At 40.8% G+C, this 15,280-nt stretch carries 16 protein-coding genes; 9 read left to right on the top strand and 7 right to left on the bottom strand.

What is annotated here, in order from left to right:
• Positions 1–167: 167 nt before the first annotated feature.
• Entirely contained in the window at positions 168–809 is a 642-nt protein-coding gene (locus L4C32_RS12905; RefSeq protein ID WP_428197288.1) for a hypothetical protein, read from the top strand.
• Between the two features lie 10 nt (positions 810–819).
• Here the strand turns inward: L4C32_RS12905 and L4C32_RS12900 are convergent, their stop codons facing one another.
• The 3 genes from L4C32_RS12900 to L4C32_RS12890 all read right to left on the bottom strand — a co-directional run bounded on the left by L4C32_RS12900 (position 820) and on the right by L4C32_RS12890 (position 3,233).
• Positions 820–1,194 (bottom strand): hypothetical protein, encoded by a 375-nt coding sequence (locus tag L4C32_RS12900; RefSeq protein WP_428197287.1) that lies wholly within the window; start codon positions 1,192–1,194, stop codon positions 820–822.
• Between the two features lie 119 nt (positions 1,195–1,313).
• Positions 1,314–2,777, bottom strand: coding sequence for an FAD-dependent oxidoreductase (locus L4C32_RS12895; protein ID WP_428197286.1), 1,464 nt, complete (start codon positions 2,775–2,777; stop codon positions 1,314–1,316).
• 213 nt (positions 2,778–2,990) lie between these two features.
• Positions 2,991–3,233: a hypothetical protein gene (locus L4C32_RS12890; protein WP_428197285.1), complete on the bottom strand. Its 243-nt coding sequence runs from the start codon at positions 3,231–3,233 to the stop codon at positions 2,991–2,993.
• Positions 3,234–3,414: 181 nt separating this feature from the next.
• Here L4C32_RS12890 and L4C32_RS12885 point away from each other — a divergent pair, with 181 nt between their 5' ends.
• The 3 genes from L4C32_RS12885 to L4C32_RS12875 all read left to right on the top strand — a co-directional run bounded on the left by L4C32_RS12885 (position 3,415) and on the right by L4C32_RS12875 (position 7,568).
• A complete protein-coding gene (locus tag L4C32_RS12885) occupies positions 3,415–4,245 on the top strand; it encodes a hypothetical protein (protein WP_428197284.1) in 831 nt (276 codons plus the stop codon).
• 112 nt (positions 4,246–4,357) lie between these two features.
• Positions 4,358–6,004 (top strand): P-loop domain-containing protein, encoded by a 1,647-nt coding sequence (locus L4C32_RS12880; RefSeq protein WP_428197283.1) that lies wholly within the window; start codon positions 4,358–4,360, stop codon positions 6,002–6,004.
• Positions 6,005–6,200: 196 nt separating this feature from the next.
• The gene (locus tag L4C32_RS12875; protein WP_428197282.1) at positions 6,201–7,568 is read left to right on the top strand and encodes a YjiH family protein; all 1,368 of its coding nucleotides are present in this window, start codon (positions 6,201–6,203) and stop codon (positions 7,566–7,568) included.
• An 85-nt stretch (positions 7,569–7,653) separates the two neighbouring features.
• Here L4C32_RS12875 and L4C32_RS12870 read toward each other — a convergent pair whose 3' ends face one another.
• The gene (locus L4C32_RS12870; protein ID WP_428197281.1) at positions 7,654–9,000 is read right to left on the bottom strand and encodes a DEAD/DEAH box helicase; all 1,347 of its coding nucleotides are present in this window, start codon (positions 8,998–9,000) and stop codon (positions 7,654–7,656) included.
• A 175-nt stretch (positions 9,001–9,175) separates the two neighbouring features.
• Here L4C32_RS12870 and L4C32_RS12865 point away from each other — a divergent pair, with 175 nt between their 5' ends.
• From L4C32_RS12865 to L4C32_RS12850, 4 genes are all read left to right on the top strand, one after another.
• Positions 9,176–10,009, top strand: coding sequence for a DUF2797 domain-containing protein (locus tag L4C32_RS12865; protein ID WP_428197280.1), 834 nt, complete (start codon positions 9,176–9,178; stop codon positions 10,007–10,009).
• Between the two features lie 157 nt (positions 10,010–10,166).
• Positions 10,167–11,630, top strand: a complete 1,464-nt coding sequence (locus tag L4C32_RS12860) for a transposase (RefSeq protein WP_428197279.1) — start codon at positions 10,167–10,169, stop codon at positions 11,628–11,630.
• Positions 11,631–11,806: 176 nt separating this feature from the next.
• Entirely contained in the window at positions 11,807–12,757 is a 951-nt protein-coding gene (gene tal / locus L4C32_RS12855; RefSeq protein WP_428197278.1) for a transaldolase, read from the top strand.
• Between the two features lie 122 nt (positions 12,758–12,879).
• Positions 12,880–13,194, top strand: coding sequence for a c-type cytochrome (locus L4C32_RS12850; RefSeq protein WP_428197277.1), 315 nt, complete (start codon positions 12,880–12,882; stop codon positions 13,192–13,194).
• Positions 13,195–13,197: 3 nt separating this feature from the next.
• On the opposite strand, the gene L4C32_RS12845 is transcribed toward L4C32_RS12850, so the two are convergent.
• Positions 13,198–13,776, bottom strand: coding sequence for a cysteine dioxygenase (locus tag L4C32_RS12845; RefSeq protein WP_428197276.1), 579 nt, complete (start codon positions 13,774–13,776; stop codon positions 13,198–13,200).
• 307 nt (positions 13,777–14,083) lie between these two features.
• Between L4C32_RS12845 and L4C32_RS12840 the strand changes: the two genes are divergently transcribed.
• Complete coding sequence (locus tag L4C32_RS12840) at positions 14,084–14,401, top strand: hypothetical protein (protein ID WP_428197275.1); 318 nt, start codon at positions 14,084–14,086, stop codon at positions 14,399–14,401.
• 37 nt (positions 14,402–14,438) lie between these two features.
• Here L4C32_RS12840 and L4C32_RS12835 read toward each other — a convergent pair whose 3' ends face one another.
• Both L4C32_RS12835 and L4C32_RS12830 read right to left on the bottom strand, forming a co-directional pair.
• Complete coding sequence (locus tag L4C32_RS12835; protein WP_428197274.1) at positions 14,439–14,990, bottom strand: GNAT family N-acetyltransferase; 552 nt, start codon at positions 14,988–14,990, stop codon at positions 14,439–14,441.
• A 71-nt stretch (positions 14,991–15,061) separates the two neighbouring features.
• A complete protein-coding gene (locus L4C32_RS12830) occupies positions 15,062–15,277 on the bottom strand; it encodes a DUF3820 family protein (RefSeq protein WP_428197290.1) in 216 nt (71 codons plus the stop codon).
• Positions 15,278–15,280 lie beyond the last annotated feature (3 nt).

Below are 15,280 nucleotides of genomic sequence, written 5' to 3'. Positions count from 1 at the left end.
GTTTTCAATTCAATAATCATAATTTGACTCTATTTTAATCAAAGAGTAATGATACATACCTGTTATTTATCACTCTGTTAGTGACACCACTAAGTAAGACGTTTAGACTTATCTCTTGGTTGGTAATTTTTTCAACCATCTAATCAAGTACCTTGTGGAGAATTGCATTGCTGCTGGACCTTGTTCTTAACAGTCTGACTATGTTTGAAGATGACTGCGCACTTATTTGTGATAAACACTACCCAACCGTTCATAACAGAGGGATGTTAGAAACACATTTAGGGACAGCAATAACAAGACGCCTATCAAGCACACTCTCCACCTCATCCGTAGAGCACTCAGTTGCTCCATTTATCGAAGTGTCTCAATGCCCTGACCATCCTATTTATCGGATCGTTCTAGCAAGCTCATCAGTTTGGGTAGTGGCACGTCGTATGGTGAGTGCAAACTACTCCTGTAGAAACAGTGTCATCCGACAATTAAAGAGTTTACGAAATGAGTTCTCTGTCTGTTTTTCAAACAATGATCTTATCGTCGTCGTAGCAGACCATTGGTATGACAGAAGTAAAGCCAGTAAAGAACTCTATGATTGGTGGGTTGGTGAACTTCCAGACAATGTTGATGAGTACACACAAGAGGGAATTAACCTGAATAAAGCGTCAACTCACTTTATTGATGAGTTAACGCAGCTAGAACTTTTTAGTATTCACTCGATTGCAGCGACTCATCCACTATCAAGATTGAGTGACAATAAGAAGGTTAAAAAGTACTCTCTTTATTACTGCTTACTTACGATAGATCATTGCTGAACAACTCAAATTATCCAAGTGACCTTTCATTATTTTCATCGTGGTATTCTAAATCAGACACTCGTTTACAGCCTAAATTTTCCAGCTGAGTTTTGTGTAACTTCATGTCTAAATCAAATCCATATTGATAAAGTGCCCCCCCTTTCGCATTGGTACCTTCTCTACGATATATAATTTCACCCAGTAGATTTGGGAAGGAGCGAATTCTCAGTTCTGCAGCACCTTCACTCAATTTACGGTCAGACACAAAACCAAAACCACCGCTAGATACATCCAATAACCGAATCTCTACAAATGGTAAGAATCGGTGTCCCCAGTAGATCTTCGCCTTCACACCTTCAACACACTCATATCGAGGCCAACGTCTTTTACGTTCAAAGTGCATTTTTTCCCCCATTAATTCCATTGTTAGAGAACAGAGTTGTTCAATCCTTAACAACTTGTGTAAACCTGTCAGGGATACTACCAAATATCACCGCAGATGATAATGATATCAACAGCTGTTCAACGAAATCTTTTTGCAAGTGCTATTGGGTAACCTCTCTTGGTTGCCATCTCAATCGCTAGCTCCTCAACCTCATCAAACTGAAGTTGAATAAAACGGTTTGCCTCCGCAGAGTTCTCGATGGGATTAAACACTTTTTCTAATTTTAGTCTATTAATCAATTGTTCAGCACAATTAATTGCCGATGAAGCTTTAACAATTTCTGCTCTAGCATATTGATGGGAAGTGAATGAGATCGCGGTAGCTCTTTTGGTTGGGTCTTCGCCTGGGATCTGTTGGGCACCAAACAGAGGTTTCCCCCCCATAATGGCGGTAGCAAATGAAGGAATGAATTTGCTGACATGTGCAATTGCTTTCTCTGTCCGCTGTTTTTGTACCTCCGGCTGCCATCCCACATTAATTTTCTGTAACAATACACCATCAAGCTTAGGTTGTGAGCTATCAACCGTTGACGCAACGAGCCCACCTTTAAAAAGTGTAATCTCTTCTGTCATACCATGCAGTTGAAACATTCCATCTGGGTATGGTGTTAGTTGTGCCATACCATTAGGCGTCCCCCTCTCGCCATGAAAGATGACTTCAGGCCACATACCTTGTTGTTTGCTCCACGTCGAGATAAACGCCGCTTTAAATTCAACCAATCGTTTCTTTTTGATTTTAATAAGATCATCGAGCTCACCGGTTCTAAAGCCACAAGCGTTAACTACATAATCAACAGAGATAGTCTCCGTCTCTTCTTTATCACTTGAAGTAAAGCTCACCCCCCAGCCAGTACTGTTTTTTTCTAAACCAACCACTTTAGAATTCATCCTCATTTCGCAATGGCGACTACGATTCAGTGCAAGCGTTAGCATCGCGGCTAATCGAAATTTACTTAAACCGTACTCTTGCACCATGATCAGAGGGAACTTTAATTGATTAAGGTCGACAAAATGAGCAACAGGTGTCATCCATTCGTCTAGAGTTTCTGGGTGAGTAGGGAGCGGATGGTTTGATAGCGATTCAATATCGCTTTTTTGATAGACTTTGTAATAGTTCTTTGGGTCATCAAGCACTCTATTCTCAGCATCTTGCTCAACTAACGCTTGATACTCACTCTGTAAACGTTTCAACCTCGGCAATAGCTCATTGGGTTCACCCGGATCATTACAGGGCACCGCAATAACGGTCGGTCGGACATTAACAGCGTGTGGAAACAATTTTAATGTATCGATAGACTGATGCAAAAGGGTAATGCATTGCTCTTCTGACAGTTCTCTATATAGGTTGCCCCCTGCATGTAAATGACAAACAGGCGGACCATTCACAAGCCCAGCGTTTTGTTCTAACACTGACACTCTAATTCCAGCCATGGTCAGTTTTAATGCAATGGTTGAACCCGCAATGCCTCCCCCCACAATAGCTACGTGAGTCTGTTTATAGGCTTGGTTATCATTTATATTTTCGCTTGAAATTTTGCTCATGAGTCTAATAATTTCTACAGCAGCTATAGGGATTTATATCACGCAATTCTACCGTTGTAGCAATATGAATAGAAGTGGATAAACACGAAATAAAAAAAGTAAAAAAAGCTTGAATTACAAAAAAAGCTTTATTTATTCAGCTCTGTAGCGGTTATCCAAATTGTTATCCACTGTTTTTGTGGATAACTTAATTTCGATGCTTTATCAGTATGGTTACGCACTTGGCCAAAGCGTAAAGTTGACAATTCTTAACACCACTCCTAACAAAAACATGGATACTCCCAGTTTGTACCATTTTGCTTCATTAACCTTAAGAGGAATTCGCTTAACAAACATGGCTATTGCTCCCTTCCAATCTGAGGTTCGTTGACCATAAAGCACAATGGAACGAATGATCATCGCAATACCACCAAAAATAAGTATGTTTTCAATCCCAAATAATGCTGTTTGAATCATAGTCGCGCTCCTTGCTCAATTATCCGTCTTTCTTTTGTTTATAAAATATCATTTAACTAAACACTCTACCTTTTTCTCTATTTTTATGTAATCTAGACTCATTCATTGTGAGCCATGCCTCTTGTATAATGATATTATTAGCAAGTATGTATTTAAAATAAGTTATTGGTAGCTAACAGATATGCTTAAAATTGATCTCGATTTTTTAGGGTTTGATACGTTTATCACCATCACAGAGTGGAAGCGTGGGCTCAAGGCCTTTACTGTACACTCTGACGGCTACCGTAAGTCTATTGATGGTAATGTTGGTTTCGAATTAGATGCCATTAGAGAGTCAGTGGGTGGGGAACAGTGGATAAGGTCGATCCCAGTAGATTATTTACAAACTGCAGAACCATATGGTGCAAAAGCTATCCACATGCTTATGTTGGCCGCGCAATCTAAATATTGTCTTGAACTACTACAAAAGAGACCGAACCTGCTTGCCCTTATTTGTCACTTCTACCCTGCTAATAATGTAGCGGTTAAAACCATCGCAAAAGAAGGACAACGTAACTCCTTGACTCAATTAGGTTTGATTGGCACTACTGGTGCACTCTCCTTCTTAGATAAAGTTGATGCCGAAAACTTCGATAACAGCGGCATTAGTTTGATCGTTGGTGCCCTCCAATCGGGACAGTTTAGACAACTATCACACTACGACCACGTCAGTATTTATGAGCTTAGACTTAATAAGTTGATTCCTGAACTCTCTCAGTCAACGCTAGGGTATTGGTTCAATACCGCTGAGCCTAAGGCCAAACTCTACACATCATTTGTTAATAAATTTCGTGCCGCGACGAAAAGTGGAGGAACCACTCAACGACACCTTTTAAAACAGGCACTAAACTTCCCCTCTTTTCAAGCACTAAAAAATTATTGTTCAAACTGCAAACTGAAAAAACAGCAGCTTGAAAACATACGTCTTGCTGAACTTCGAGTCCCCATTAAACAACGTATCGAAAAACACTGAGTAAACTCTCTCTTCCGTGACTCATTAACGTCTAAGGTGTGATTATTTGAGTCGTGAGTTGATTGTTCAGTTATACTCTTGTCACTATCTCTGCAATAAGAAATGAGACCTCATGGAACGCCTTGAACAGCTATTAAAAAAAATCGAAAAAAAGAACTACCGCAGTTATACCAGCATTAAGGGTCAATACGACTTTACTGACTTTCAACTCTATATTGATAACGTTCAAGCTGACCCATTTTCGCCACCAACACGGGTTCGCGTAAGGCGACCATGGGGGCTAACCGATCTCGCCTGGTTAAAAGAGTGTTCAGAGGACTATCAACGTGCAGCTCGCGATTATATCGCTCGCTTTTTTCATCAGTTGGCTGAAAAAGAGAAGAGTGTCTCCATCGATCTTACTGGACAAACCATTCTTGATCACACCTCAGTCATATTTGACGATGAAGCTATTGAGCTCAGATTTAGAGTCGATCTACCCGCAGATGGCCGTACTATTTTAGCCAAAAAAGCGATCAATATTCTTACCTTCTATTTGCCGAAATTTGTAAGAAGAGCGACTATTGAGCGTGAAATTCCAATCGATGAACTTAAACGCCATTGTGAAATTGTCGAAGACCAAGTTGCACTACGTAATCAATTAGCGCAACACAATTTAACGGCTTTTGTTGCCGATGGAAGCACGCTTCCTAGAACCGCAGGTAATTGCGATCTTCCAATGAAAGAAGCAATCACTTTCAAGGCTCCAGAATCATTAGCTATTGAACTCGTTACGCCACATCGAGGCACTGTCCGCGGTATGGGTATTCCAAAAGGGATCACCTTAATTGTTGGAGGCGGTTTTCACGGTAAATCGACGTTACTTACTGCGATTGAAAGGTCCATTTATGATCATGTTCCTGGTGATGGCCGTGAATATATTGTTAGCGAATGCAATGCCACCAAAATCAGAGCTGAAGATGGCCGCTGTGTTCATCAATTAAACCTGTCCAATTACATTAACCACCTTCCAATGGGTCGCGATACTCACTGTTTCACCACTCAAGACGCTTCAGGCTCAACGTCTCAAGCAGCATGGTTACAAGAGTCCATTGAGTCTGGTGCTTCGACCATTTTAATAGATGAAGATACCTCTGCTACCAATTTCATGATCAGAGATGAGCGTATGCAGGCACTGGTTTCAAAAGGTGCCGAACCTATTACCCCATTAGTGGATAGAATTGGTCAACTTAGAGATCAATTGGATATCTCCACCATCATCGTTATGGGTGGCTCGGGTGATTATTTAGACATTGCAGATACCGTGATTCAAATGCATGATTATCAACCTGTAGATGTTACCTCTAGAGCCAAAGAAGTCATTATTGAACACCCAAGTGCTCGACATAATGAAGGCTCTGCCGATCTACTGACACCACCTGCTCGTACGCTTAACCTTGTCGGCTTGCAGAATCAGCTGCAAGAAGGGAAATTCAGAATACAAGCAAAAGATACACAGTCGCTTCGATTTGGCCGTGAATATGTCGACATCACTGCATTAAATCAAATTGAATCATCTAGCCAGGTGCACGCTGCCGGTTGGTTATGGTTCCAACTTGCCCAAAACATGGGCGTTGAATCAGCACCTACTCAAGCCTTTGAAGCGTTACTTTCTGGCCGCTGGTATGATGCGATGCCAAACCATGGCGATCTGGCTAAACCACGTGCTATTGATGTATTAGCCATTCTCAATCGAATGCGAAAAGCCGAGTTTTTATAATGTCATTGGCATGCCTTATTCTTCAATAAGGCATGCTTAACGCCCCTTCTCTTGTGCATATATATCTTTTTTCAATGCATACTATTCCAATGCCACCTTAAAACCTGTACTCTGCCACTCACTGAATGAATAAGGATGTTTAGTGAATATATATGCCACGGAACCGGCATGACATTGACGAGTAGTTGAGATAAACATGCAAACCACAAGCAGTAACGACAAACCTTCAAGAAAAAATTCATTTTTAACTTTTTTAATCCCCTCATTAATTGGTCTCTTTGTCTTTATGGCTCCCATCAGCTATCAGGGAAACATAACGATACCTGTTGCCGTATTAGCGAAATCTATCCAAGGGCTTCTTGAGGGATATTTAGTCGCGATTGTAACCACCATCATCGTTGCAATGAGTGTCTCTTCAATAGTTATCCGTATAACCAAACCCAAGCTTATTATGGATAGTTCCTTTTTAAGCAGCTTATTTACCCCATCCACAACCTGGTTTGCCGTTCGCCTATTAGGTGGGTTATTTGCATTCGCCACTTTTTTCGAACTCGGTCCAAAAGCCATTTGGGAAGGAAATACAGGGGGATTAGTATTAAATGACCTTCTTCCAGTGCTTTTTTCTGTCTTTATCTTTGCCGGTCTACTGCTACCTCTTTTATTGAATTTTGGACTGCTGGAACTGTTTGGTACCCTGCTTAGTAAAATTATGCGCCCTCTGTTTAATCTTCCTGGTCGCTCAGCCATTGACTGTATGGCCTCTTGGCTTGGTGATGGTAGCGTAGGAATACTATTAACCAGCAAGCAATATGAGAAGAAGTTTTATACACAAAGAGAAGCAGCCGTGGTTGGCACAACCTTCTCTGCTGTTTCTATCACTTTCAGCTTGGTGGTTATCGCTCAAGTGAACCTTGAACAATACTTTTTACCTTTTTATCTCACCGTTTGTTTAGCTGGTTTAACTGCTGCAGTCATTGTTCCTCGCCTTCCCCCATTATGTTGGAAAAAAGATATCTTCATTGATGGCACTGCTCGCGACACCAATGCTGATTTAATCCCTGATGGTTACGGTAGTTTCAGCTGGGGACTTAAATTAGCGGTAGACAAAGCCGCTCAAGTGACGTCGCTACGTGCTGTATTTAAAGAGGGGCTAAAGAATGCCATTGATATGGTGTTTGGTGTCTTACCTGTTGTTATGGCTCTTGGTACGGTTGCCCTGGTTATTGCTGAGTACACGTCTCTGTTCTCAATGCTAGGACAACCATTCATCCCATTGCTTGAACTGCTTGCCATTCCAGAGGCCACAGCAGCATCAGAAACCATCGTTGTTGGTTTTGCCGATATGTTTATTCCAGCTATTCTTGCTTCTTCCATAGAGAGTGACATGACACGTTTTATCATCGCTGCAATGTCAGTCACTCAGCTCATTTATATGTCAGAAGTTGGAGCCTTATTACTTGGCAGTAAGATCCCTGTCAATATGGTAGAGCTTTTTGTGATTTTTATTCTTAGAACGTTAGTCACACTGCCAGTCATTGCCGGGATTGCACACTTGATTTTCTAAAATCAGACAAGATATAAACACAAAAAACCCCGATAATTACTCATTATCGGGGTTTTATTATTTAGATAAACGAAAGAAAGAAGCGCTACTCCGGTGCTTCGTCACTGGTTCTTGGTTTCTTCTTAGGCATAAATACATCATCCCCCACCGCAACCGTTTTATAAAAACTCTTGTCGCGATTTTTTGATTTTTTCGCCACTTGGCTCTTTTTGTTATCAACTGTTTTCTTATTTGATTTCTTAACTTCTGGCTTAATCGGTTTCGGTTTTAAACCTTTAAACTTACCTTTAAGGTCTTCAAATTCAGAAAAATTGATGGATTGTTGTAAGAAGGTTTCTACATTTTTAAAGTTAACCCAATCTTTTGGACCAATCAGTGAAATTGCTGCGCCTTTATTGCCAGCACGACCTGTACGCCCTACTCTATGAACATACTCTTCACTGTGTTTTGGCATATCAAAGTTGATTACATGGGTAACACTGGTTAAATCTAAACCTCGTGAAGCAACATCAGTTGTTACCAATATCTTATGAACAACACGCTCAAATTGGCTCATAATACTGTTTCTAGCGGCTTGGTTCATTTCGCCACTGAGTGCCACTGCTTTTAACTTCTTCTCATTCAATGCTTCTGTCAAACGGTCGGTATCGTTGCGTGTAGCAGTAAAGATAATAATTTGACGATATTCAACCGTTTCAATAATTTTATTCAACAACGCTTCTTTATGATCTAAGTGATCGCACAGATAGAACTCTTGAGTAATATCTTTATGCTCTTCATTTGCCATACCAACTGCGATACGTTTTGGTGAATTTTGTAACTCTCCAGCGAATTGGTTCACTTCAGCATGATCTAATGTTGCAGAAAACATCAGTGTTTGACGACGACGATGATGCGCTGCTTTGTGAATTTGTTGTAGCTCTTTTGAGAAGCCTAAATCCATCATTCGATCGGCTTCATCGAGAATTAAAGTATCTAAACCATCTAAGAATAGCGATTTTTGGTCTAAATGATTTGCTAGACGGCCTGGTGTTGCCACTATCAATCTCGGATATTTTCTTAATGCTTTACATTGGTCATTGAAGTTCTCACCACCAACGATTAACGCGGCTTCGTATGAAAGTCCAGATAACATCATTTTAAGCTGACCGTAAACCTGCTTAGCTAACTCACGCGTAGGAGCAAGTATAACAACACGGGGATCTCTTTTTGAATACGCTTTGTTTTTTAGGCAGCGATGCAATAAAGGAAGAACGAACGCGAGGGTTTTTCCTGATCCTGTTTTAGATGATGCCAGTAGATCTTTTCCCGCTATCGCAACAGGTATCGCCATTCTCTGAATTTCAGTCACACTTTTAAAATCGTACGTTTGTAGTGTTTTCAGTAGGCGGTTATCTAGACCAAGTTCTTTAAATTGCAAGTGTCGCTCCAATTTGTACAGGCGTAATACGCTTCAATGTTTAGCAATAAATAGTAGCCGACGATGATAACACATCTCCCCTCACAGAATATAACTTCAATGCTAGATTTAATTTCGCATTTAAGATGTTACCAAAGTGACTCTCTTTGTTATGATGCACGCATAATTAAATTAGAAAAGAATCACTATGAGCAATGTCTATACTGGAACACTTCGTAAAATGACCACAACGCTAAATCCTGATGAAGGTTCAGTGTGTTATCACCTTCCTGTTGGGGAACACAGCGTGAATCTTACCGAGTTAATCGGTCAATCGCTCACACTGAATCACACCGGAAATATCTATTGCAGTAATTGCAGTAAAAAAACCAAAAAGAGCTATTCTCAAGGGCACTGTTATGTCTGTATGAAGAAGCTTGCAAGTTGTGATATGTGCATGATGAAACCGGAAACCTGTCACTTTGATCAAGGTACTTGCCGTGAGCCAGAGTGGGCCGAGCAAGTGTGCATGTCTGACCATTATGTCTATCTCTCAAACACATCTAGTTTGAAAGTTGGCATCACTCGACATACACAAATACCTACACGCTGGATTGACCAAGGGGCAACACAAGCTCTACCTATTTTTAAAGTCTCCAACCGTAAATTATCAGGCTTGATAGAGATTGAATTAGCGAAACAAATCGCGGATAAAACCAACTGGCGAACCCTCCTCAAGGGCAACGCAGAAGATATTGACTTAAAAGCGAAAGCGTCAGAGCTTATTCCAATCATCCATTCAGAACTCGCTGAATTGCAAGAGCGCTTTGGTGATGCATCCATAGAACAACTCGATAGCACGGTTATCAACATAGGATACGATGTCTCAGAGTTTCCAACCAAAATCACCAGCCACAATTTTGATAAACAGCCCGAAGTCCTTGGAACATTGATCGGTATTAAAGGTCAGTACCTCATTTTCGATACCGGTGTTATCAACATTCGAAAATTTGGCTCATACGAAGTGACAGTGAGTTACTAACCAGTTGCGTAATGACGCACTTTAAACACATTTAGTTATTAATGGGTGCTATAGTTCATCATGTAGTTCAATCTGTGATGAACTTCTCATGACTAATGTTTATTCAACACTACTATGAAGTCGCTTGAAACGTTCACTCTACATCTAGGGGAGAAAAGTGCTAACAGGTAAGCTACCATCTGCGGAAGAAGGGTTACAACTCAACTTTTGTAAAACATTGGCGTGTGATAACTTTGGTCTGAGCGAAGCGCAGTATTATCTGTTGCAACGTGACAACCCTTTACATCCTGCGATGATATGCAAACAATGTGGTGCTTTCCCTCCCCTGCTCAATAATCGTGCTGTTCTCCATGAACAGCAACGCTTAAAATCACTGCACAACAGTAAACTTGCATGCTGCAATCATCGTGATTGTTCCAATTTTGGTTTAGATGTTCTAACTCACAGAGAACATTATCACGCGTTTGGTTACAGTGGTGACCGCCAGCGTTATCGATGCCGTTCCTGTCAAAGTACATTCGTTGATCGTTGGTCTGGGGGAAATCGTTATCTGGTAATACAGCAAAAACTGCTGGCTCTTTTATTTACCGGTTATAACGTAAGAGAAATTTGTCGAAAGCTCACCATCAATCCCAAAACCTTTTACGACCAGTTAAATACCATTGCCAGCCGTTGTAGAAGACAACTCTATCTGTTTGATTCACGTCTTTATCATCACCATAACAAAAGCGCCATCGGTATTGCCTCTGCCGTTGTGCCTCTTCAACCCCAAAGTGACAATGGGGTTTTATGGTTTGTCAGCGGTGAAGTTCATTCCGGATATATATTAGCCCAAGACATTAATTATTCATCTGATGGGCATGCGCCAAACGCACAAACACATGACCCGTATAGCTCTGAGCCACAATATGTATCCAATGATTTTGTGGGATTCAATCACAAGCTCTCTGAAAATACAGGGTCACTAAAGTCTCGTATCGAGCTTAACTATCAGCGAATTTTATCTCGGGGTAATGTTGAAGATCCACTTTGTCATTTAGGTAAGCTACACTACCCATCGAAGGGGGCTGTTGTGAGGCCTCCCTATACCTCAAGCGCTCACTATTTAACGCTTGCGCAAAGCTTATCCACCTTTAAGCATATTGATCTGTTTATGCCTCAAGAGCCTCTATTACGCTCAGCCGCAATGTCTGTCTTTTTAAACCGCATTCAAGAAAAGAGCATTGATATTGTCTACGTTATGGAAGATACCCAATGGATCAGTAGCCCTAAAATTGACGTATCTATCATTGGTTGGTGGAGAGACCGCTGGGCAATCAATCAAACGATTAGCGCGGGTAAAGGAATATGCCATCAAACGGACCATTCACCGAACGATGACTACTGGCTTAAACGCGCTTCAACCGTTAATATTGAACAGTTCCAACACAATTTTTATCAACACTTTACCTGTTTAATTAATGAGCCTAGAAGAAAACTCAGGCCAGGAGGCTTAGCTCCTCTGCTTGATATCTATCGAGCTTGGCACAATCTATGTCGACAGGATTCTGCAGGTAACACTCCCGCTCAATCGATTGGCATTACAAATGGACCACTTACACTTGCTCAACTTTTATCCTAAGTTCCTTTTCATCATTCTTAGGTAATCGCTTGGCATAGCATTTATCCAATAAATCCTACTCCCTTCACAATTATGAGGGACGATTTATTTGACAATCTAAGCACAAATCACAATCATAACAGGTCAAGATTGACCCGATATTTTTCCAACCACACTTTTATATTAAAGGCGTAAAGATGAGCACTAAATTAGAACAACTTCGCAAGCTAACTACTGTAGTTGCCGACACTGGCGATATCGAAGCTATCAGTAAGTACCAACCTGAAGATGCTACAACCAATCCATCTTTAATCCTTAAAGCGGCGCAAATCAAAGAGTACGCACCTCTGATTGATAACTCGATTGAATATGCAAAAGCGCAAAGCCAAGATAAAGCACAGCAAGTACAAGATACCTGTGACATGTTGGCCGTTAACATTGGTAAAGAGATCCTAAAAGTCGTTCCTGGCCGTATCTCTACGGAAGTAGATGCAAGATTGTCATACGACACTGAAGGCAGCGTAACCAAAGCTCGCCAACTGATCAAAATGTACAACGATGCTGGCATTACAAATGATCGTATTTTGATCAAACTGGCTTCTACATGGGAAGGGATTCGTGCTGCTGAGATTCTTGAAAAAGAAGGCATCAACTGTAACCTAACACTTCTTTTCTCTTTTGCTCAAGCACGTGCGTGTGCTGAAGCGGGTGTTTTCCTTATTTCACCTTTCGTCGGCCGAATCATGGATTGGTACAAGGCTCGTGAAGGCAAAGATTTTGAACCAAGTGAAGACCCAGGTGTTATCTCTGTTTCCGCTATCTATAACTACTACAAGCAACACGGTTACAACACAGTGGTAATGGGTGCGAGTTTCAGAAATATCGGTGAAATCTTAGAGCTTGCAGGTTGTGATCGCCTAACGATCAGCCCTCAGTTGTTACAAGACTTAGAGGATTCTGAAGGCGTTGTTGAAGCGAAGCTTTCTAGCAATGTTGAAGTGAAGCCAGCACCGACTCCAATGACTCACAGTGAGTTCTTATGGGATCATAACCAAGACCCAATGGCCATCGAAAAGCTAGCTGAAGGCATCCGCAACTTTGCTGTTGACCAAGGTAAACTTGAAACGATGATCGCTGAACGCCTATAAGCGTGTAAAGTAATCGATAGGTAAACGTAAACACCCGCAGACTCTCAATTGCGGGTGTTTTTTGTTTGAGCTTCCCGTTACTGTAAGCTTTATAATGACGCTCTTTATAGATTGAGCCAATTATGAAATTATTCGCCCTACTTGTGATCTTATTTTTTTCGAGTCTAACATCTGCTTCTCAACCCGTTGGGGATAGCAAAATGGGTTCTCTAAAAATCCCAAGTTGTAAATTTTGCCATGGTGTTGATGGCAAATCGACTGAGCCTAGCTACCCAAACTTAAATGGGCAGAAGCAAGATTATCTCTATATGTCGATGCAATCCTATCTTCTCGGTCAACGTAACGGTGATTTAGCTGATATGATGAAAGATCAACTTTCCAAACTAAAACCTCAAGATATAGCAGACATTGCTGCTTATTATTCTCAATTAGAATAGGACTTATATCTCATACATCCATTTATCTTTCTGTTCGGGCTTTTCAATCTTTTCGCTATCAAGTGAATAGAGATTAAAGTCATTGAGGGGTGGAGAGTAGATGTGAAGAGTGATTAATGCTTTATTATCTGCTTGTAAATTCGATATTTGGTGCTTATCTTCGTTGCAACCTGCAGTGATCTCCCCCTCTTTTAACTGTGAAGAGCCCGTGGCATATATTTGTTTATTATCTGCAGAGGCAAAATAGGTTTCTGTTGCCGTCCCTCTTAATACCTTCACTCCACAATTTGAACCTACATGATCATGTATTTTACTGCGTTGGCCATTAAGCCAGCCTAGCATCAACACCTGAACATTTTTATCGTTATATAAATAGCGGCGGTGATATCGTTGTTGATCGAACAAGGCTAACGTTGAAATCTCACTATCATTCAGCTTAATGTTTTTTAATAAAAGCGTAATCATTGCGAGAGAGAGGCTACTTTCAGATTGTTGTAAGAACTGAACCAGCTGAGAAAGATCGACTGAAGCCCCTTCCACACAACCTACACCCATTCCTTCACTTTTATGCATCACGTTCATTACAACTCTCTTACACGTTGGATTATTATTCTATTTTAATCGGGTTGATATAGAAAAACTTTCTAAGTCGATGGGTATTTGACGAATATGCTAGAAAAATTACCTACAATGTTAACAGTAAGTAAATAATATTCTATTTGACCGTTTGTATAGCAGCGCCTAACTGACATTGTTAACGTAAACCAATATAAAATGACGCTCATATAAATAAGAAGCAGATCATAGTTCGTAGTCATGTAAAATTAAAAATATTGAGTTATATCACTTCTTAAATTAAATTATGCTCAAAATAACATTAGGAATTTCAATGAAAAATCGTTTTCTGCTCATCGCCTTCACTCTTTCCTTCTCTTTTAGCTTATGTGCGAATGAAGTCATCAGTCAGAAGTCTGTTGATGAAAAAATTTGTAAGCAGCAGTACTTAGAAGCCGTGTTTAAAAAACATGTGACGTTTAGTAATGATGATAACAGTGCGGAAGTGCGTAGAAAGGCAGAACGGAGTATTGACCATTCACGAAAAACCTTGAATGATAGCGGTAGCTTTTGTGACGCATTGACTCATTTATTGACTGAAGAAGATCCTGCTGAAGACGGTGTGAAAGCCCAAATTGGTGAGCGTCAATAGCAAGATACTCCCCCTTTCTTCAGGCTTTCATTTCTCGCTATACTGAGTGATTACCCCACTGCTCTTTTGTTATCTTAAACAAACAATGGCACTCCATTCTATGTCCGTGCACCACCTTAGGGTGATTAAAAAGTTGCCCTGTATCAGCCATTCCAATCCTCTCCATGACACGTTTTGAACGTTCATTCGGAATAGCAGTAAAAGAGTAAACTTCGTCAACATCCAATTGAGTGAATGCATAGTCAAGGGCTAGGCTAGCCGCTTCAGATGCGTAACCGTGTCCCCAACTTTCTGCACGCAATCGCCAACCAATCTCAACGAATGGTGCATTCGGTATACCGCAGTTTGCTTCTTGCGCATGCAGACCAACAAACCCAATAAACTCCCCCGTTGACTTCAGCTCTACAGCCCAGAAACCCCAACCGTGAGCCTCGATATAGTCGCGCCCTCGATTAGCTTGAACATAACTGTCTGCGACAGTTTGTACAGCAGGAAAGTATTTCATCACGTCAGGATCAGCGCACATTTCAGCATACGCTGGTAAATCACTGTTTTTCCACTGTCTTAAAATCAGTCTTGTCGTTTCCATACGAATTCATGCCTTTCTTTGATCATTAAAGGCCGATTAAACGGCCCTTAGTACTTACTATTTATTCTAAATTACATGCGTTTTAACGGTTTTATCACCTCGTCTAGCCCCTCAATTTTCATTGTAAGACATAACGCTAATAACTCACCAAGCTCTCCGTTGGGAAAACCTTTCTTATCAAACCAAAGCAAATACTCCTCAGGTAGATCAATTAAAATCCGTCCTGAATATTTGCCAAATGGCATTTTAATCGTTGCCAATTTCAATATCTGCTCTTTATCGAACATCAT

Source organism: Aliivibrio kagoshimensis (assembly GCF_050337105.1).
Taxonomy (GTDB): domain Bacteria; phylum Pseudomonadota; class Gammaproteobacteria; order Enterobacterales; family Vibrionaceae; genus Aliivibrio_A; species Aliivibrio_A kagoshimensis.
Note: the sequence above shows the minus strand (reverse complement) of the source record. Positions and strands in the feature narration are given on the sequence as shown.